General features: G+C 69.7%; 10 protein-coding genes and 1 pseudogene. 10 read left to right on the top strand and 1 reads right to left on the bottom strand.

Features of this window, described 5'->3' with window-relative positions:
- The gene (locus FNQ90_RS00055) at window positions 1-1,239 is read left to right on the top strand and encodes an MFS transporter (protein ID WP_182604345.1); all 1,239 of its coding nucleotides are present in this window, start codon (window positions 1-3) and stop codon (window positions 1,237-1,239) included.
- A 2,137-nt stretch (window positions 1,240-3,376) separates the two neighbouring features.
- Here the strand turns inward: FNQ90_RS00055 and FNQ90_RS00050 are convergent.
- Window positions 3,377-4,513, bottom strand: coding sequence for a tryptophan dimethylallyltransferase family protein (locus tag FNQ90_RS00050; RefSeq protein ID WP_182604344.1), 1,137 nt, complete (start codon window positions 4,511-4,513; stop codon window positions 3,377-3,379).
- A 1,044-nt stretch (window positions 4,514-5,557) separates the two neighbouring features.
- Between FNQ90_RS00050 and FNQ90_RS00045 the strand changes: the two genes are divergently transcribed.
- The 9 genes and pseudogenes from FNQ90_RS00045 to FNQ90_RS00005 all read left to right on the top strand — a co-directional run bounded on the left by FNQ90_RS00045 (window position 5,558) and on the right by FNQ90_RS00005 (window position 19,353).
- Window positions 5,558-13,093 carry a non-ribosomal peptide synthetase gene (locus FNQ90_RS00045; RefSeq protein WP_323379694.1) on the top strand — a complete coding sequence of 2,512 codons (7,536 nt, stop codon included), beginning with the start codon at window positions 5,558-5,560 and terminating at the stop codon, window positions 13,091-13,093.
- A gap of 47 nt (window positions 13,094-13,140) precedes the next feature.
- Complete coding sequence (locus FNQ90_RS00040; RefSeq protein ID WP_182604342.1) at window positions 13,141-13,371, top strand: MbtH family protein; 231 nt, start codon at window positions 13,141-13,143, stop codon at window positions 13,369-13,371.
- On the top strand, window positions 13,368-14,564 hold the full coding sequence (locus FNQ90_RS00035) for a cytochrome P450 (protein ID WP_182604341.1): 1,197 nt from the start codon (window positions 13,368-13,370) through the stop codon (window positions 14,562-14,564). The genes FNQ90_RS00040 and FNQ90_RS00035 overlap by 4 nt, the downstream gene beginning before the upstream one ends.
- Before the next feature lie 317 nt (window positions 14,565-14,881).
- On the top strand, window positions 14,882-15,130 hold the full coding sequence (locus FNQ90_RS00030; RefSeq protein WP_182604340.1) for a hypothetical protein: 249 nt from the start codon (window positions 14,882-14,884) through the stop codon (window positions 15,128-15,130).
- Between the two features lies 1 nt (window position 15,131).
- Window positions 15,132-16,732 (top strand): annotated as a pseudogene (locus FNQ90_RS00025) (tyrosine-type recombinase/integrase).
- On the top strand, window positions 16,710-17,012 hold the full coding sequence (locus FNQ90_RS00020; protein WP_182604339.1) for a transposase: 303 nt from the start codon (window positions 16,710-16,712) through the stop codon (window positions 17,010-17,012). Before FNQ90_RS00025 ends, FNQ90_RS00020 begins: the two are co-directional and overlap by 23 nt.
- Entirely contained in the window at window positions 17,012-17,698 is a 687-nt protein-coding gene (locus FNQ90_RS00015) for an IS3 family transposase (RefSeq protein WP_182604338.1), read from the top strand. The genes FNQ90_RS00020 and FNQ90_RS00015 overlap by 1 nt, the downstream gene beginning before the upstream one ends.
- Window positions 17,699-17,717: 19 nt before the next feature.
- Window positions 17,718-19,067, top strand: coding sequence for an IS30 family transposase (locus FNQ90_RS00010; protein ID WP_456115085.1), 1,350 nt, complete (start codon window positions 17,718-17,720; stop codon window positions 19,065-19,067).
- Window positions 19,051-19,353 carry an integrase core domain-containing protein gene (locus tag FNQ90_RS00005; RefSeq protein ID WP_182604337.1) on the top strand — a complete coding sequence of 101 codons (303 nt, stop codon included), beginning with the start codon at window positions 19,051-19,053 and terminating at the stop codon, window positions 19,351-19,353. Before FNQ90_RS00010 ends, FNQ90_RS00005 begins: the two co-directional genes overlap by 17 nt.
- The last annotated feature ends 190 nt before the right edge of the window (window positions 19,354-19,543 follow it).

Below are 19,543 nucleotides of genomic sequence, written 5' to 3'. Positions count from 1 at the left end.
ATGGCGAATCCCCCTTCCTCCGACACCACGATCCCCGGGGTATCCGAGACCTCCCCGGCACCCCCGTCCGGGGAGAACCGACTCGTCGCCGCCGCGCGGAGCAGGACCATGCGCGCCCCGTTGTTCTGGAGTGTCGTCGGCCGATTCCCCTACTACCTGGTCGGCCTCGCCCTGGTGGTCTTCACCACCTCCAAGGATGCCGGCTACCTCTCGGCCGGCCTGTTCCTGGGCGCGTACAGCCTGGGCACCGCGCTGTTCGCGCCGCTCGTCGCCCGCCGCGTCGACAGGTACGGGCAGACGAGTGTGCTGGTCATCACCGGTGTCGTGTACCCGGTGTCGCTGATCGGCTTCGTCACCTTCGAATCCGGTTCCCTGACCCCGCAGTTGATGTGCGTGGCCGTGGCGGGCGCCACGGTTCCCCCGATCAGCGGCTGCATCCGCGCCCTGTGGCGCTCGACGGACGGGATGGAGCGGGCGGGCATCTCCCTGGAGACGGTGCTGTTCAACGTCTTCCTGATCGGCGGGCCGCTTCTGCTCAGCGTCATCCTGCTCCTGGGCAGCCCGGGGGCGGCTATCGTCCTGGGGGGCCTGCTCGCCGCCGCGGGCTCCATCGGGTTCGCGATGACCCGGGCTTCGCGAACCCAGCCCGCCACCCCGAGCGAGCGCGACCCCCTCGGCGCTCTCCGCTCGGCGGGCCTGCTCCTGGTGCTGGCCCTGGTCGCCTGCACCGCCGTCAGGACGGGGATCTACAACGTCGCGCTTCCCGCCTTCGCCGACGATCACGGCTCGGCCGGCAGCGTCGGCCTGTTCTATGCGGCGTGGGGCATCGGTGGGATTCTCGGCGGACTCTGGTACGGAAGCCGCAATCGACGCTGGTCCCTCAAGCTCGCCGTCAGGGTGGGCCTGCTGGTCGTCAGCGCGGGCGCCGCCCTTCCCGTACTCGTCTGGGACAACTGGTCGATGGGCTTGGCCCTGGTCGTCCTCGGCTCTTTCGAGGCGCCCATGACGGTGATCCTGTACGAGATCATTTCGCGGACCGCACGCCAGAGCCATGTCACCGAGGCATTCACCTGGTCCTCCACGATCAGTCTCGGCGGCTCCGCGCTCGGCGCACAGATCGGCGGCCTGCTCATCACCTTCCCCGGCACCCAGATGGCCTTTCTCTGCGCGTGCGCCGTCCTGTTGGTCGCCGTCGCCATCGCCTTTGCGACCCGCCACCGGCTCGCGAAGGCCTTCTGACCCCGGGGTTTTCCCCAACCTGCTCGTCGTGTGCGGCCGGTGCGGGGACGGTGAGCGGGGCTCTTGCGTTCTGGACCGCTCCGGATCTGTCAGGGGCTTCGATACGCCCCGGGTTCTGTGGAGTCGGGTTGCCGGACAAGCAGTCAACCCGCGCTCCCCGGAGGCCGTCTTCATGCCCCGCAGCCATCCACCCGAGTTCCGCCGCAAGGTCCTCGAACCGGTCGAGTCCGGTCGCGAGGTCGCCGAGGACGCCCAGTTCCTTGGGATCAGCGACCAGACCATCCACACCTGGCGCCCCCGGCACCGCATGGACACCGACCAGGAGCCCGGGGTCACCAGCAGCGACCACGCCGAGCCGGCCGCCCCCGCAGGCGTACAGCCGAGCTCGAGACCGAGCCGGCCATCCACCGTCGGGCTGCCGAGCTGCTCGAACAGCTGGTGCCCCCAAAAGACGGTTCGAGGCCATCCGCGGGACCGATCGGTCCATGCCGGATGGTACCGCCCGATGCCACACGATCTCGTTTCTCCTGATCAGAGCCCTTGAACCGTCCAAGACCGGCCGGTCGCCGCCGCACCGTCCAGGAACGTCCGGCCACCCCTCCCCCCGTCCCGGCACCTTACGGGCCCCGACAGGCTTTGTCGGGAGCCTCCGGCACCGGACCCGTCCGACCCCTGCCCCCCGCTTCAGTCGCTCCGCAGTCGCCCACAACGACTCGGCAAGGAGGGGAGGTCTGTGAGCCTTCTCGCCCTTTCCGCAGTCGTGGTCGCGAGGGGCGGAGCGGGCCGTGCAGCAGAAGGCGTGCCCCCCAAGGTGTTACCGCTCTCCGGCCGGCTTCTGTTCGGGCGCGTGGAGGCCGAGTTCGGCCCGGTGAACACCAGCCCCTCGGTGCCGGCAGAGGCTATGGTCCGGTGGCCCATGCCCCGGACCGCCGTGCCCCGCCCGCGGTCCGGGACCGGGTCGAGGAGGCCGGGGAAGCGGAGACGGAGGGGCGGTGAAGGGGTCGGCCCGATCGGGGGACTCCTGCCCACGGGGTGCGCCGCGTCCGGCGCCGGGCGCTCGCCGTACCGGCGAGCCAGGCCACCACGGCGCCCTGTGCACGCGCGTCGCGCCGATGGCCACCCCTTGGCCACCCCTGCCCCGGTCGAGCCCGGAAAAGGGGGTGAAGTCGACTGGGCGTCAGGCCGGAGACACGAGAAAGGCCAGGTCAGAAGGTGTCTGACCTGGCCCTCGGCGGAGCCGCCCAAGGGAATCGAACCCTTGACCTACGCATTACGAGACCAGGGGCGGTCATGCCGTTCCGTGACGAGCGCTGCCGCAGGATGGCATCCTGCCTGTTCAGAGCGCCTCTGTCATGCTCATCCGGCACGGCTCGTGCCGCACCGTCCGGACGCGTCCGGCCACGCATTGGCCACGCGCGGGTGCGGCGATCCGCGGCCGACGCCCCTTTCCCACCATTGTCGAGCCCACACAGTGGAGCGGAGTACGAGGACGCGCGGTGGAGCCGTACGCGGTTGAACATGTTCAGAGGTGCGCCCCCGCCTCGGGGATGCGGCGGGGCGTACGCCGACTCAGGCGCCATCGAACGACTCGTCGTCGCGGGGAAACCGAACGGCGACGGCTACCCCCGTGCACCGTTCGGAGCCGGTCGCCCCGGGGTTGGCACGGTCGATCCGTTCCTTGATCACGGAGATACCCATGAGGTGTGATCCGGGCGGTTCCGCCCATCGGACGGACTGTCCGGGTCGGAGGCGCAGGCCACCGATCAGGTAATCCCTGTACCGACCCCGGGCCTCGAACGAGAGGGAGACCTGATCCGAGCCGGCGGGGGGCGGCGTCTCCGGGAGCACCCAAAGACGCCGTGCAGACTTTCGCCGATGGTCTGGTGTTCGATATCACCGAACCCATCGCACCGGGCGCGCCGACTTGTTCGAGGATGAGCGGACCGGCCTGTGGGGCGACAGGGCCGGGGCTCCCCCTGGACACATTTCCTCCCGACGGGAGAACGGCCCCGGGGCCGGGCAACGGGGACCGCCCCTCCGGGGAGACCGGATCTGCGAAGCGGCGTACGGTGGTGGGGAACCTCCCGGTCACGGCCCCGGGGGCGACCGAGGTGTGGCGCTCCGGTGGTCACCGCCCTCAGGCCGGACGGTACGTGCCCGGGGCGAGGTACACGGCGAAGCGCGGGGACGGTCCACCGCGGTAGGAGAGGAAATTCTGGGTCGACGACTCCGTCGGCGGACCGTCCGACAGGGCGTGGAGAGCGGCCGTGTAGGGCGCCGGGTCCATGTTCTCCTCGCGCATGAAGGCCGCCACGCGATCGTGCGCGATCGCGTCGTCGCCGTGACCGGGGATGAGCGGCACATAGAGCGTGGCGCTCGGCACGTCCTGAGCGAAATCGAAGCCCCAGCACGTGACGGGAGGCTTCTGCCATCCGGACTCGCGGTGTCCGGTGACACGTTCGAGAGCACGGGCGAAGGAGCCGGGTACGTGATCGCGGGCGATGGCTGCCCGGGCATCCACTTCATCGGCGGTCACCTCCGTGTGCGCGAGGTAGACCTTGCAGCGGGCCTCCCGGGCGTCGGACAGGTCCAGGGCCAGTCCGACAGGTTCGTGCGCGATACCGTGAACGCCTCCCAGGTGATCGGCGAGGGCGCGCCAGGGGCGTTCCATGCCCAGCCGGATCATGGCCTCCTGCGTGCGGGCAGCAGCGTGCTCGCGGCCGGCGACGGCGGGGTTGAGATAGATCTTGTGGAGGGGGTCTCCGCCCTGCCGCCAGGCGACCCCGTGGAAGAACGAGAAGTATCCGCGCGGGTCCCCGTCCGTGAAGAGGTCCTCGACGGCGAGATAGCGCTCGATCGGAACTCCCGGACGGTCGGCCAGGCTGCGGGTGAAAGCCCTGCCGTCTTCCTGACGGGCGAGAGGCGTTCCCGGATGACTCGGGTTTTCGAACGAAAGGCGCAGTTCGCTCCTGCCGTCGACCCAGGCGAACGACACCTCGAAAGGCATGCCGTCGATGGCGACCCAGCACGCGCGTTCGGGCGGATTCCCTGCGGGGAGTTCACCCCAGGCCCCGAACAATTCGCGGACCAGGGCGAGCCGGGACCGTTGTTCACTTTCGCTCGCACCGAGCACCTCGCTCCCGCGCCGGATCTTGTCACAGGCGATGTCGGCGTAGCTGTCGGTCGGTTGGTACCTCCGGGACTCGAAGCGTACGGACCGTCCCACCATCTCGGCGGTGACTCCCGTGTCCGGCGTGAGAGCGGGGGCTTCCATTGACTCTCCCTGCACAAGTGGGCACAAGTGGGCACAGGTAAGCGGGCGTACAAGATCGGATCGCCTCACCCGCAACCGCCCGCACATGGTGTCCGACGGGATCAATTCCACCATGGGACATGAAGTACACCCATTTCAGGCGGAATTCGATGTAATCCGATATCTCCCCGAGCAACCCGAGCGACGCGGACTACCGGCGAGTGCCCCGCGTCACCGGCCCCGCACAAGGCCATATCCGTGTTTGCCCCTGGTCGCACCGGTCCGCGCGAGGTCGGCCCCGGGAACAACCCGAAGGTCTCACCCGGTAAGTCGGCGTGGGGCGCTCCACCACGCGACCGCAACACATGGTCCGGAACCGCGCATGCCCACGCGTCCCCCCGGGGATCGGGAACCGCCCGAACAGCGGATCGTTGAGGCGCGAGCCCGCCGCCACACGGTGTGCGCCGTCACCCCCGAGCACACCCGGCGACCCGACCGCGCGGCCGCAAAGCTCTCCGACCACTTCCGCTGTGACCCCACGCCGGTCGGCTGTTACGGCCCGGGCCTCCCCTTCAATGGATCACCGGCCCACATCCCCATGCTCATCGCGGAAACGGAGAAGGTGTTTCGCCTGTGCCGTATCACCGGAGCAGGCGTGATCTTCCCGGCCGATGCGGAGCAGAGCGGAATTTTGTTCGACACTTACCACCAATCGCCCCACAGTATTCATTTCGGCCAATTCCCAACCCGTCCACCCGGCGGATGACCCCGCGAACCACTTCTTGTTCCTCGGTGGCACGACCGGGACCCGCGCCCCCGTGGGAACGCACCCGCGGAGCGACCGCACCCGTGGATCGATCACAGGGCCCCACGCGATCGATCCACCACGGGAGTGGCCGAATCGATCACCCCTCCACTTCTGCGTCGTGACCCCTTGTGACATCCTTGCTACGTATAGTCCGCTCGGGCATTCACCGGACGCCTGAGTGCGCCCTCCCCCGGTGCGGTCGCCCGGCAGGCCGGCAGTACCGCCCTCCGGTGGAACCCGCGCAGAGGAGTTGACGCGTGGCCGCACAGCACCACTCCCTCCCACCCCGGCCCTCGGCCGATGTTCCGCGTTCCGAGATCCCCCTCCGACGTTCCGGCCCCTCCGACACCGCCCCGACGCCCGCGACGCTCCCGGAAGCCTTCGTACGACAGGCTCGGCTGACTCCCGAAGCGACCGCCCTGATCCGTGGCGCCGAGGAAGACACGGCCATGACGTACCGGGAACTCGACGCCCGTTCCGAGCGCCTGGCCCGGCGTCTTGCCGCGGAAGGGGCGGGTCCGGGTTCCACCGTGGCGGTCCTGATGCAACGCCCGCCCGATCTGGTGGTGTCCCTGCTCGCCATCGTCCGGTGCGGTGCCTGCTATGTGCCGTTGGACACACGGCAACCCACATCGCGGCTGCGGTGGATGGTCGAGGAGACCCGACCCCGGTTGATCCTGACGGACGAGCCACGTCCCCGGAACGAGTTCGGTACCGGACCCCGGGTCCTGTCGGTGCGCTCCGACGCCTCGGACGGACACGAGGGCCCGGCCACCTCCGGTATCCCCGCCGAGCCGCGGCAGCTCGCCTACGTGATGTTCACCTCCGGCTCCACCGGTACGCCCAAGGGCGTAGCCGTGACCCACGAGAACGTCGTGGGTCTCGCCCGGGACCGTATCTGGCGCAATGGTGCCCACGAGCGGGTCCTGCTGCACTCGCCACACGCTTTCGACGCGTCCACCTACGAGGTGTGGGTGCCGCTGCTGTGTGGCGGTACGGTCGTGATCGCACCCCCCGGCGAACCGGACGCCCGGGGCATCGCCTCGGCGGTCTCGGATGCGGGGATCACCGGATTGTGGGTGACCGCCGGCCTGTTCTCCGTCCTCGCGGGGGAGGATCCGCAGTGCTTCCGCGGCGTGCGCGAGGTGTGGACCGGCGGGGACACGGTCTCGCCCACGGCTGTCCGTCGGGTCCTGCGGACCTGCCCCGGCACAGTGGTCGTCAACGGCTACGGCCCGACGGAGACGACGACGTTCGCCACCTGTCACCGGGTCACCGACATCGGTGAGCCGGGCACCGTGGTCCCCATCGGCGCCGCCATGTCGGGCATGCGCGTCGAGGTTCTCGACCGGCGGTTGCGCCCGCTTCCGGCGGGCGAGGTCGGGGAACTGTACATCGGCGGCTCGGGCCTGGCCCGTGGCTACTGGAATCGTCCGGCCCCGACCGCCGAACGTTTTGTCGCCGACCCGCTGGGAGAGCCCGGCGCCCGGCTCTTCCGCACCGGTGACCTGGTGCGCGGCAGGCCGGACGGCCTCCTGGAGTTCGTGGGCCGCAGCGATGACCAGGTGAAGATCCGTGGTTTCCGCGTCGAGCCCGGCGAGGTGGAGGCCGTCCTCTCGGAGCACCCGGGCGTCGCCCGGGCCGCGGTCGTGGCCCGCGAGGACCGGACCGGACACAAACGACTCATCGGCTATGTCGTCCCCACCGATGGGGCCGGGTCCGAGCAGGGCGACACGGACGCGGTGAACGAGTGGCGGGGAATCTACAACTCGCTCTACGGCGAGATCACCCGGATGCCCTTCGGCGAGGACTTCTCCGGCTGGCACAGCAGCTACGACGGCCGGCCCATCCCGTCGGAGCAGATGCGGGAGTGGCGCGACACGACCGTGGAACGCATCCGTGAACTGAACCCCCGTCGCGTCCTGGAGATGGGAGTGGGCACCGGGCTGCTGATGTCCCGGCTGGCTCCGCGGTGCGACGCCTACTGGGGAACGGACCTGTCGGATCGGGTCATCGAGGCGCTGACCGAACCGGTGCGCCGGGATGCCTCGCTCGCGGACCGGGTCGAACTGAGCGTCCGCGCGGCCGACGACATCAGCGGCCTGCCCGTCGGATTCTTCGACACCGTCGTCATCAACTCCGTCACCCAGTACTTCCCGGATGCGCGCTACCTCACGGACGTCCTGGCCAAGGCGGTCGAGCTGCTCGTCCCCGGTGGGTCGGTCTTCGTCGGAGACGTACGCAACCTGCGCCTCCTTCGCGCCTTCCACACCGATGTCCGGCTGCGTCGACCCGGGGTGCCGTCGAGCCCCGCCGCCCTGCGCGCGGCCGTCGAGCACGGCATGGTTCGGGAGAAGGAGCTACTGGTTGACCCGGCGTTCTTCACCGAACTGGCGGGCACCGTCCCGGGCCTCGGCGGCAGCGAGGTGCGGGTGAAGCGGGGGCGGTACGTCAACGAACTGACCCGCTACCGCTACGACGTCGTACTGCGCAAGGCCGGCCGCGGAGTCGGACCCGTTCCCCCCGTGGAAGACCTGCGGTGGGGTCGGGACGTCTCGGACCCGAAAGCGCTGGCCGACCGCCTCGACGCCGGACGGGCCGTGGACATCCGGGTGACCGGGGCGCCCGACGAGCGGATCGCACCCGTCGTCGCGGCACTGCGGGCCTTGGACGGTGCGGGCTACACGGGCCGGGTCCCCTCGTTGGGCGTGCGGGACGATGCCGAGACCCTCTTGATCGAGCACGTGCACGAGCTTGCCGCGCAGCGTGGTCTTCGGGCCTCCGTCACATGGTCCGCCACCGTGGAGAACGCCCTGGACATCGTGGTGACCCGCCGCCCGCCGGGCACACCCGGTGGTGGAGCCCCGGCACCGGCCGGCACGGCGCCGACCTCCCTCGTCAACGCTCCCGCCACCGCGCGGGATGCCGGCGCTCTGGTCTCCTCGGTCCGCGACTTCCTTACGAGGCGGCTACCCGAGTATCTGGTGCCGGCCTCCACGGTGGTGCTCGAGACCATGCCACTGACGCCACACGGCAAGGTGGACCGCCGACGACTGCCGGAGCCCGACATCGGCTCCCTGGAGAACGGACGGCCGCCGCGCACCCCACTCCAAGAGCTGTTGTGCGGGCTGGTCGCCGATATCCTGGGCGTCTCGAAAGTCACCATCGACGACAACTTCTTCGCCCTCGGCGGCCACTCCCTTTCCGCCACCCGCCTCAGCTCCCGGGTGCGGTCGGTGCTCGGTCTGGAGCTGCCGGTGCGCAGTGTCTTCGAAACACCGACCGTCGCCGGACTGGCCGAAGTCGTGCGGCGGACCTCGGCCGGGATCCGTCCCCCGCTGCGGCCCATGGAGCGTCCCGATGAGGTACCTCTGTCCTTCGCGCAGAGCCGCCTGTGGTTCCTCGACCGGCTCCAGGGTCCGACCGCGGCGTACAACGTCCCGCTCGTCCTGGAACTGGATGGGGAGCTGGACCGGGCGGCGCTCGAAACCGCGCTGGCCGATGTGGTCGAGCGCCACGAGAGCCTGCGGACAATCTTTCCCGAAACAGCGGGTGTGCCCGGGCAGTTGGTCCTCAACGGCACGGCCGCACAACCGCCGCTCGATGTCATTGCGGTTGCGCCCGCGGAACTCGACGCGGCGGTGGCCGCGTCCGTACGCCGCCCGTTCGATCTGGCGAGCCACCTCCCGGTCAGGGCCCACCTGTTCGGCACGGCCCCGGACCGCCACGTCCTGGCACTGACAGTCCATCACATCGCTTGTGACGGATGGTCCCTCGCACCGCTGTGGCGGGATCTGGCCGCAGCCTACGCGGCACGCCGCCGCGGTGAGGCCCCCGCCATGGAGCCGCTGCCGGTCCAGTACAGGGACTACGCCCTGTGGCAGCGACAACTCCTGGGCGGGGAAGAGGACCCCGACAGTCGGGCAGCCCGCCGGCTCGCCTATTGGACCCGCGCTCTGAAAGGGCTGCCCGAATGCGCCGAACTCCCCCTCGACCGGCCCCGGCCGCGGTCCGCGTCCCACCGCGGCGATGACCTGCGCTTCACGGTGGACGCCGCCCTGCACCGGCGGATCGTGGCCCTGGCGGAGCGGTGCGGGGCGAGTCCGTTCATGGTGGTGCACGCCACGCTCGCCGCCTTGCTGAGCAAGCTGGGCGCGAGCCACGACATCGTGATCGGCACCCCGGTTGCAGGCCGCACGGACCAAGCCCTGGAGGGCCTGGTGGGGTTCTTCGTCAATACCCTGGTGCTGCGCACCGACACCTCGGGGAACCCCGCCTTCCGGGATCTGCTCACCCGGGTGCGGGAGACCGATCTGGCCGCATACGCCCACCAGGACCTGCCGTTCGAGCGGCTCGTGGACGCCCTCGCCCCGGCGCGCGGGACGCCCCACCACCCCCTGTTCCAGGTGATGCTGGCCCTGCAGAACGCTCCACGGAGCGCACCGGAGCTGTCGGGTCTGATCGTCAGGGAGCGTGCGGTGAGCACCGGTGCCTGCAGGTTCGACCTCTCACTGGGTCTGTGGGAGCGCTGGGGCGCCGACCGGTGCCCGCAGGGGATGGACGGTGTGGCGGAGTACAGCACCGACCTGTTCGACCGGGACAGCGTCGAGCGTCTCGTCCACCGGTTCCTTCGCTTCCTCGACACGGTCACCGCCGATCCCGGGCAGCGGATCGACACGCTCGATCCGGCCCTCCCCGGCGAGCGGAAAACACTCCTGAGGCAGAGCCGCGACACGTCGCGGGATGTACCGCGGCTTCCTCTGCCCGATCTGTTCGAGGCGCAGGTCAAGCGGACACCCGGGGCAACAGCGCTGATCTTCGACAACGGCGTGGGGCCGGCGCGGGAGATGACCTACCGCCGGCTCAACGCACGGGCGAACCGGCTCGCCCGGTACCTCGTCGGCCGCGGCATCGGTCCCGAACGGTACGTGGCCATCGCGCTCCCCCGCACGGTCGACTCGGTCATCGCCACCCTTGCGGTGCTGAAGGCGGGAGGCGCGTATCTGCCGCTGGATACCGGCTACCCCGCCGCCCGCCTCCGGCTCATGCTCGAGGACGTCCGTCCGGCGCTGCTCCTCACCGACTCCGGCACGTCGTTCTCCCTTCCGGATGTTCCCGGCGCCCCCGAAATGCGCCGAGTCGTCCTGGACCGGGCCGAGACCCGGCACGCCGTCGGCCTGTGCCGGGAAACGGACGTCACCGACGGCGAGCGGACGCGCCCATTGGCGGACACGAGCCCGGCGTACGTCATCTACACCTCCGGATCCACCGGCCGGCCCAAGGGCGTGGTGGTGACCCACTCCGGATTCTCCGGTGTCGTCGAGGCGCAGCTGCGGCGGTTCGGGGTGACGGCGTCGAGCCGGATCCTTCAGTTCGCATCGCACAGCTTCGACGGGGCCGTGTGGGAACTGTGCGGGGGGTTGCTGACCGGAGCCACGCTGGTGATGGCACCGGCGGAACTCACCGCGCCCGGGCCCGGCCTGGCCGCCCTGGTCGAGCGACTCGGCGTCACCCACGCGACGCTGCCGCCGGCCGCGCTGACCGTGATGGAGCCCGCTCAGCTGGCTTCCGTGTCCTCGATGATCGTCTCGGGTGAGGCGTTGTCGGGGAAGACGGTTCGGCGCTGGTCGGCCGGGCGCCGCCTTCTCAACGGCTACGGCCCGACCGAGACCACCGTGTGCGCCACGCTCAGCTCCCCGCTCTCCGGCGGCGGTACGCCTCCGATCGGCACGCCCACCGTGGGTGCGAGCACCTACATCCTCGACCGCGGCCTGTGTCTCGTGCCCCCCGGGGTGCCCGGGGAGTTGTACGTCTCGGGGGCCGGACTCGCCCGCGGCTACCTGCACCGGCCGGGGCTCACGGCCGACCGGTTCGTGGCCGACCCGTTCGGCGCCCCCGGCTCCCGGATGTATCGCACGGGCGACATCGTTCGCCGGAACCGCGACGGGGCACTGGAGTACATCGGACGCGCGGACGGGCAGGTCAAGATCCGGGGGTTCCGGATCGAGCCGGGCGAGGTGGAGGCCGCCCTGAGCACCCATCCGGACGTCGCGCAAGCCGTGGTCGTTCCCCGCAAGGACAGCCAGGGCGCCACCCGCCTCGCCGGGTACGTCGTGGCCGCCGGCCGCTCGACGGACCCGTGCGGCCTCGAGCTGCGCTCCCATCTGGCCGCTCTGCTACCCGACCACATGGTCCCGGCCTCGGTGACCGTCCTCGACACCCTGCCGGTCACGGCGACGGGCAAGGTGGACCGCGCCGCGCTCCCCGCGCCGGACCTCGCGACGCTGTCCGCGGGCCGGGCGCCGCGCAATCCGCGCGAACGCATCCTGTGCGAACTGTACGCCGAGGTTCTGGACCTCCCCCGGGTCACCATCGACGACTCTTTCTTCGACCTGGGCGGGCACTCCCTGCTCGTCACCCGGGTGATCAGCGGGATCCGCCGGCGCCTCGGGGTGGACCTGCCCGTCCGCACCCTCTTCGAACGGCAGTCGGTTGCCGCGCTCCTCGATGCGATCGACGGGACGAACCCGCCGGCGGATGCCTCCGCGTCCGGTCCGACCCCGGCCGACCTCCTGGCGGAGGCCGTGCTCGACCCGCGGATCACCGTCGGGCCCCGGCGGGAGGGGCGGTCCGGCGACGTGACGGACCACGAGAACATCCTGTTGACGGGCGCGACGGGCTTCCTCGGCGCCTTCCTCCTGCGCGAACTCCTCGACCGTACGAGTGCCGACATCCACTGCCTGGTCCGCGCGGAGGACACCGAGCAGGCGTTCGGGCGCGTCCGGCAGAACCTGGTGGATTACGGTCTGTGGAACGAGTCCACCCACGGCCGGATCGTGCCCGTGCCCGGTGATCTGGAAAAGCCCCTGCTCGGCCTGCTCCCGGAGCGGTTCGATGCCCTGGCGGCCCTGATCGACGTCGTCTATCACAATGGCGCGCGGGTCAACGCGGTCGAACCGTACGCCCGGCTGAGGGCGTCCAACGTGTCCGGCACCGAGGAGGTGCTTCGCCTGGCGGCCCGCGCGACCCCGGTGCCGGTCCACTACGTCTCGACCGTCGCGACCTCCGTGAGCACCGACGAGGGCCCCGGGAACCCCGACCCCGTGCCCGAGGCCCACCGGGTACGCCCCGGCTCCCTCATGCCGGGCGGTTACACGGCCAGCAAGTGGGTGGCGGAGCAACTCGTGTGGGAAGCGGCCGGGCGTGGGCTTCCGGTGAGCGTGTACCGGTTCGGCCGGGTGAGCGGACACACCGTCAGCGGGGCCGGTTCCGGCAAGGACGTGCTCTGGCAACTCGTGCGAGCGATGCTCCTCATGGGGGCCGCTCCGCGCCCTGTCGATCAGGACGCCCCGCCCGCCGTGGTCGACCTGATCCCCGTGGACCACGCCGCGGCCGCCCTCGTCCACCTCTCCCGCCGTCCCGGCGGCATCGGTCTGGCACACCATCTCACGTGCCCCGAACCCATCCCCTTCGACACGTTCCTCGACCATCTGCGGTCGTACGGCTATCGCTTGGACACCATGGGCCTCGACGACTGGATGCGAGCCCTGCGCCGGCGGGCGGACGCCGAGGCGGAACGGGCGAAAGGCGCGGGGCTCCTTGACGCGGCCGTGCTGCTCACCGACGCCCTGCCCGCGCTGTCCCTCCCGGGGCGGATCCGTCTCGACCGGACCAACACCCTGACCGGCCTCGCGGACTCGGGACCGGCGTTCCCGACCCTGGACGGTGCGCTCATCCGGACCTACGCCGATCACTTCGTCGCGTCGGGTTTCTTCCCACCGCCCTCCCACTGAGCACCACCCCATCGCCTCATCCACTCATCCACGGAAAGTCACGCGTCATGAACAACCCCTGGGATGACACCGAGAACACTTTCTCGGTGCTGGTCAACGATGAGGGACAGCACTCCTTGTGGCCGTCCTTCATCGCCGTGCCCGCGGGATGGACCACGGTTCACGGTCCCGCCCCCCACCGGGAATGCCTCGCGTACGTCGAGGAGAACTGGACCGACATGCGGCCCAAGAGCCTCGTGGAGCACTACGACCGGCTCCCGGGGGTGCGGTCCACATGAGTGACCAGCGGTCACCCCGCGACTACCCCTTCGGCGAAACGATCGCTCTGGACCTCGATCCGCGGTACGCGGAACTGCGCCGGGAGGAGCCCGTCCTCCGGGTCCGCTGCCCTTACGGCGAGGACGCCTGGCTGGTCACCGGCTACGCGGACATGAAGAAGATCCTGGGGGATCCCCGGTTCAGCCGTGCGATGGCGGCGGAGCACGACGAGTCCCGTCTGACCCCGTTGCCCATCCACACCAGCATCCTGGGGATGGACCCACCCGACCACACCCGGCTGCGCAGACTCCTGGCGAAGGCCTTCACCACGCGCCGTGTCGAGCTGCTGCGTCCCCGGATCGAAGGGGAGGCACACCGGCTGATCGACGGCCTCGTCGCCCACGGGCCGCCAGGCGATCTCATGGAGGAATTCGCGGTTCCCTTCGCCGGTACGGTCGTCTGCGATCTGCTCGGCGTCCCGTTCGAGGACCGCGAACGGTTCCGCGGCTGGCTCGACGCCTTTTCCGCCACGACCGTGATGACGGAAGAGGAGATCAGGGCGGACACCGAGCGGTTGCACGGATATATCGCACGGCTGATGGCCTCCCGCCGTCAGCAGCCGCGGGACGACCTGATCAGCGCCATGATCGAGGCCGGCCACCATGAGGAGAGGCTCTCCGAGAAAGAGATGGTGGAGCTGGCGAGTGTCCTGTTGATCGCGGGCCACGAGACGGTCTCCTCGCAGCTCATCGACTCTCTGTACGTCCTGTTCACCCACCCCGGGCAGCTGAAACTGCTTCAGGAAAACCGCGAGCTGATGCCGACGGCGGTTGAGGAGCTGCTGCGCTATGCGCCCCTCATCTCCCATGTCACCTTCGCGCGCTACGCCACCGAGGACATCGAGCTGAGCGGAACGCTCGTCCGTGCCGGCGAGGCCGTGCTTCCCGCCATTCCCTCGGCCAACCGCGATGAATCGGTGTTCGAGAACGCGGACCTTTTCGACCCGACCCGGGAGCACAATCCCCATCTGGGGTTCGGGTACGGAATTCACCGCTGCCTGGGTGCGCCGCTCGCCCGCCTCGAATTGCGGGTGGCGCTTGAGGCGTTGCTCACGCGACTGCCCAACATGCGGTGTGCCGTTTCCACGAATTCACTGGAATGGAAGGACGGAATGCAGGTACGGAGCTTGCTGCGGTTGCCCATCACCTGGTGAGCCGCCGGGGAAGTCGCGGCACCTGACCCCGGGTCCGCCCGCGGATGTGTGACACATCCGGAGGCGGACCCGGGCTCGCGCCGTCGGGCGACAATCTCCTCCAGAGCGCTCACCGACACCTCCCGACTGCCCTGCTCATCCGCAGCGGTGAGAACGGCACCGACCTCCGTGGCGAGGTCGAGAGCGTGTGAGGTGATGGGGCCGGCCCGGTTGAGAGCGGCGTACCCGACTGCCTGCGAGACCGCCACACCCACGAGACCGACTTCCGGCACGGATACCCGGGCGGTACGGGAGTCGAGGCGTACCGGACGCACCGCATGAGCGAGGGCCGGCGCCTTTTCTGCGAGCTGCGTCACCGCCGTGTCGACCGCTTCGGCAACGGCCTCCGGCGTGACCGGGTGAAGCGCTTCCTCCCCATCCACCCCGATGTGCCGGGCCACAGTGGTGATCATGTAGGCGACCACACCTCGCACCGCAGCAGCCTCGACATCCATTCCCCGGGTCAGCAGAACCGCATTCGCCCGGGTGCCGAGAACCTTGAAGGCCGGCGTGGCACGGATAAATGAGATGACTTCTTACCGCCGCTGCTCCTGCCGTGACCTGAAGATCGGCAAGGAACTCGGCTCCGCCTGTCCGAAGCGCAACAGCCGGAACCACTGCACGTACTCCATACGTCAGGAATTGCCACCCCGCGAGGACGGCAGTCGGCGATCCTTCGCCCGTGGCGGGTACAAGCAGCCTCAAGGCAGCCCGGGCCGATCTCGACCGCCTGCGGACCCTCCTGGGGCTTGCGGAGGTCGATGACCCCGAGGGCGTCCAGCTGATCGCCGCGATGCCGGCAGAGGTCAGGGGTGAGAAGCGGCCCCTGCCGGACGTGGAGGAGACCCGGCGCCGGCTCAGGGCCGGCCAGGATCTCATCGGCAGCCTGACCGTGTCCAAGTGACTGGACCGGTGGCTCGCCGGAAAGCGCATCCGGAAGTCGGGTATCAGCCGGTACGAGACCGACGTCCGCGTGCACCTCAAGCCGCACATCGGCCACCGGCGTCTCGACCGTCTGCGCGTCAGCCACCTGAGCGACATGTTCACCGCCATCACCGACGCCAACGCCAACGCCGAGATCCTGGAGCAGAACGCCCAGCGGCGAGCGGCGGTCGAGGACTTGGCGACCGTCCCGTGGAAGGGTGTGGACAACCGCGCCCGCCGCAAGGCCATGAAGGCGGCGATCGACGCGATGCCGTTCTTCCACCGCGTCACCGGCCCCGCCACGCGCCAGCACATCAAGGCCACGATCCGCGCGTCTCTCAATGACGCGATCGGGCAGCAGATCATCACGTTCAATCCGGCGGCCCACGTCGAGATCGACCCGGTGCGCAAGCCGAAGGCGCTGGTGTGGACGGACGATCGGGTCGCCAAGTGGGAGCAGACCGGCGAGAAGCCGTCCCCCGTGATGGTCTGGACGCCGGAACAGACGGGCACTTTCCTCGACTTCGTCGCCGAGGACCGGCTGTACGCGATGTGGCACCTGATCGCCTTCCGCGGGCTGCGGCGAGGCGTGCGGGCAGCCCTGGTCCGAGACCAACCTCGACCGTCGCTCCCTCACCGTGACCGGCCGGCTCGTACAGGACGGCTGGGAGGTCGAGGCGTCCGAGCCGAAGACGGACAGCGGCTTCCGGGTCGTGGCCCTGGACGACGACACCGTCCACGTACTGAAGCGGCACCGCGAGCAGCAGGGGGCCAACCGTGCCGAGTGGGGGTCGGCCTGGGTGAACACCGGGCTGGTCTTCACCCAGGAGGACTGCTCCTGGCTCCACCCGGGCAAGGTCACCGACCTCTTCAAGCGCCTGGTCGCCGTCTCCGGCCTTCCGCCGATCCGGCTGCACGACCTGCGCCACGGCGCCGCCACGCTCATGCTGGCCGCCGACATCGACATCAAAATCGTGTCGGACCCGCTTGGGCACAGCGACACCCGGATCACGCGCGACATCTACCAGAGCGTGCTCCCTCACGTCGGCAAGAGCGCCGCCGAGGCCACCACGAAGCTCGTCCCCCTCCAGCGCAAGACCGAGCAAGAAATGATGTGCCCCGGGTTCGGTGGAGTTGGGTTGCTGGGCAATCAGTCAACCCGCACGTCCGGAGGTCGCCTTCATGCCCCGCAGTTACCCGCCTGAGTTCCGCCGCAAAGTTCTCGATCTGGTCGAGTCCGGCCGTAAGGTCGCCGAGGTCGCCCAGCTCCTGGGGATCAGCGATCAGACCATCTACACCTGGCGCCGTCAGCACCGCATCGACACCGGCAAGGAGCCCGGGATCACCAGCAGCGACCATACCGAGCTGGTCGCCGCCCGCCGGCGCATAGCCGAGCTCGAGACCGAGCCGGCCATCCACCGCCGGGCCGCCGAGCTGCTCGGACAGGTGGTGCCCCCAAAAGACGGTTCGAGGCCATCGCGGTAATGGCCTCCGAGCGCCTGCCGGTCCAGCTCGCCACCCGCGTCCTGCACGTGGCCGAGTCCGGCTACTACGCCTGGAAGAGCCGCCCGCCCTCGGCCCGCTCCCTGCGGCACCTGCAGGTGACCGCCGCCATCACCGGCATCCACACCGCCTCCCGCGGCACCTACGGCTTCCGCCGCATCCACGCCGAACTGACCCTCGGCCTCGGTCTCCAAGTCAGCCACGGCACCGTCGAACTGCTCATGCGCCGGGCCGGCCTGCGGGGCCTGCCCGGCAACCGCCGACCACGCCCCGGGCGCGAGACACCGTCGGCGGCCGACCTGGTGGAACGGAACTTCACCCGCACCGCCCGCGACCAGCTATGGGTCACCGACATCACCGAACACCCCACCCGCGAGGGCAAGATCTACTCCGCCGTTGTCCTGGACGTCCACTCCCGCCGCGTCGTCGGCTGGTCCATCGACGCCACCCAGACCGCCGCCCTGGCCACCAACGCCCTGAGCATGGCCATCAGCAACCGCGGGCCACAGCCCCAGAACACGATCATCCACTCCGACCACGGAGTGCAAGGCGGATTCAATCGGTCGTCGCAACACCTTGATTTGGGAGGTGTTCAAGATCGCTACGGAGGACTGGGGGAGGAAGACCGGCGATGCGCCCGAGGGGCTTCGGCGGCAGTGGCGTGCTGACCGGGCGCTGAGGCCGGCGATGCGCTCGCCTGGCCGGCCTGATCCGTCGCGGGTGGTGCAGCGGCAGTTTTGGCGGCTGATCGCCACGGGCGTCACGACGGCTGAGGCATCGCTGGCGGTTGGAGTGTCGTGGCCGGTCGGTTCTCGGTGGTTCCGTCACGCTGGCGGCATGCCGCCGATCTCTCTGGCCGAGCCCACCGGCCGCTACCTGAGCTTCGAGGAGCGTGAGGAGATCGCGATTCTGCGCGCCCAGGACAAGGGCGTGCGAGAGATCGCCCGCGCGATTGGACGTGACCCGGGGACGATCTCGCGCGAGTTGCGCCGCAACGCCGCCACCCGCAGCGGGAAGCAGGAGTACCGGGCCACGGTCGCTCAGTGGAAGGCGCAGCAGGCCACGAAGCGCCCGAAGGCAGCCAAGCTCGCAGGCAACGACAGGTTGCGTGAGTACGTACAGGAACGGCTCGCCGGCAGTGTCCGTCGTCCCGACGGCACGATCGTCTCCGGGCCCAAGACGCCCGCGTGGAAGGGACTGAACAAGCCGCACCGGCAGGACAGAAGATGGGCGACGGCATGGAGTCCGGAGCAGATCTCGCGTCGGCTGCATGTCGACTTCCCCGATGATGAGTCCATGCGCATCAGCCATGAAGCGATCTACCAGGCGCTGTTCATCGAGAGCCGTGGTGCGCTTAAGCGGGACCTGGTCACGTGTCTGCGCACCGGCCGGGCACTACGGGCTCCCCGTGCGCGGTCGCAGAACAAGCCGCAAGGGCATGTCACCATGGACGTCGTCCTCAGTGAACGCCCCGCCGAGGCTGGGGACCGCGCGGTCCCCGGACACTGGGAAGGTGACTTGATCATCGGGACGGACCGCTCCGCGATCGGCACGCTTGTCGAGCGCAGCAGCCGCTCCACGCTCCTGGTGCACCTGCCTCGGCTCGAAGGCTGGGGCGAAAACCCACCGTTGAAGAACGGCACCTCGCTCGGGGGCTATGGCGCAATCGCGATGAACGCCGCACTCACGGCGTCGATGACGCAGCTGCCCGAGCAGCTACGCAAGACCCTCACCTGGGACCGGGGGAAGGAACTCTCCGGCCATTCCCAGTTCGCTCTCGAGACCGGGACGAAGGTGTTCTTCGCCGATCCGCACTCGCCCTGGCAACGACCGACGAATGAGAACACCAACGGGCTGCTGCGTCAGTACTTCCCGAAGGGGACCGACCTGTCCCGATGGTCCGCCGAGGACCTCGAAGCGGTCGCCACGGCAATCAACAACCGGCCCCGCAAGGTCCTCGGTTGGCGGACACCGGCCGAGATCTTCGAGGAACAGGTACGCTCGCTACAACAGCCCCGTGTTGCAACGACCGGTTGAACTCACCCAATTCACCTCCCGGGCCTTCACCGAACGCGCCCGCGCCTCCGGCCTGGTCCCCTCCATGGGCTCCATCGGCGACTGCGCCGACAACGCCCTGATGGAGTCCTTCTGGGGCCGCGTCCAGACCGAACTGCTCAACCGGAAACGGTGGCGCACCCGCCTGGAACCGGCCAACGCCCTCTTCGAATACCTCGAGATCTTCCACAACCGTCAGCGCCGACACTCAGCGCTCGGCATGCTCACGCCGAACGAGTATGAACTCCGTGCAACACACGTAGCCTGAAACCAGCGAGCCGACTCCACGAAAGTCGGGGCACATCACGGACTCCACGGAACTCGGGGCAGCTCAAGTGGGCGGGCGCGGCCCGGGCGGGACGAAAGAACCACCCGCCCGGGCCGCGACACCACCCAGGGCACCCCCAGCCCATCCCCGCACCGCGCCCGGGACGCACACCATCGCATCGGGGAAACAC

It is taken from the genome of Streptomyces alkaliphilus (assembly GCF_014141535.1).
GTDB classification, from domain to species: domain Bacteria; phylum Actinomycetota; class Actinomycetes; order Streptomycetales; family Streptomycetaceae; genus Streptomyces; species Streptomyces alkaliphilus.
Note: the sequence above shows the minus strand (reverse complement) of the source record. Positions and strands in the feature narration are given on the sequence as shown.

Excerpts from the sequence above, each read along its gene's own strand:
- FNQ90_RS00030 (WP_182604340.1), top strand. The coding sequence starts at position 14,882 with ATGAGCGAGGGCCGGCGCCTTTTCTGCGAGCTGCGTCACCGCCGTGTC.
- FNQ90_RS00040 (WP_182604342.1), top strand. The coding sequence starts at position 13,141 with ATGAACAACCCCTGGGATGACACCGAGAACACTTTCTCGGTGCTGGTC.
- FNQ90_RS00015 (WP_182604338.1), top strand. The coding sequence starts at position 17,012 with ATGGCCTCCGAGCGCCTGCCGGTCCAGCTCGCCACCCGCGTCCTGCAC.
- FNQ90_RS00055 (WP_182604345.1), top strand. The coding sequence starts at position 1 with ATGGCGAATCCCCCTTCCTCCGACACCACGATCCCCGGGGTATCCGAG.
- FNQ90_RS00035 (WP_182604341.1), top strand. The coding sequence starts at position 13,368 with ATGAGTGACCAGCGGTCACCCCGCGACTACCCCTTCGGCGAAACGATC.
- FNQ90_RS00050 (WP_182604344.1), bottom strand. The coding sequence starts at position 4,513 with ATGGAAGCCCCCGCTCTCACGCCGGACACGGGAGTCACCGCCGAGATG.
- FNQ90_RS00010 (WP_456115085.1), top strand. The coding sequence starts at position 17,718 with ATGCGCTCGCCTGGCCGGCCTGATCCGTCGCGGGTGGTGCAGCGGCAG.
- FNQ90_RS00020 (WP_182604339.1), top strand. The coding sequence starts at position 16,710 with ATGCCCCGCAGTTACCCGCCTGAGTTCCGCCGCAAAGTTCTCGATCTG.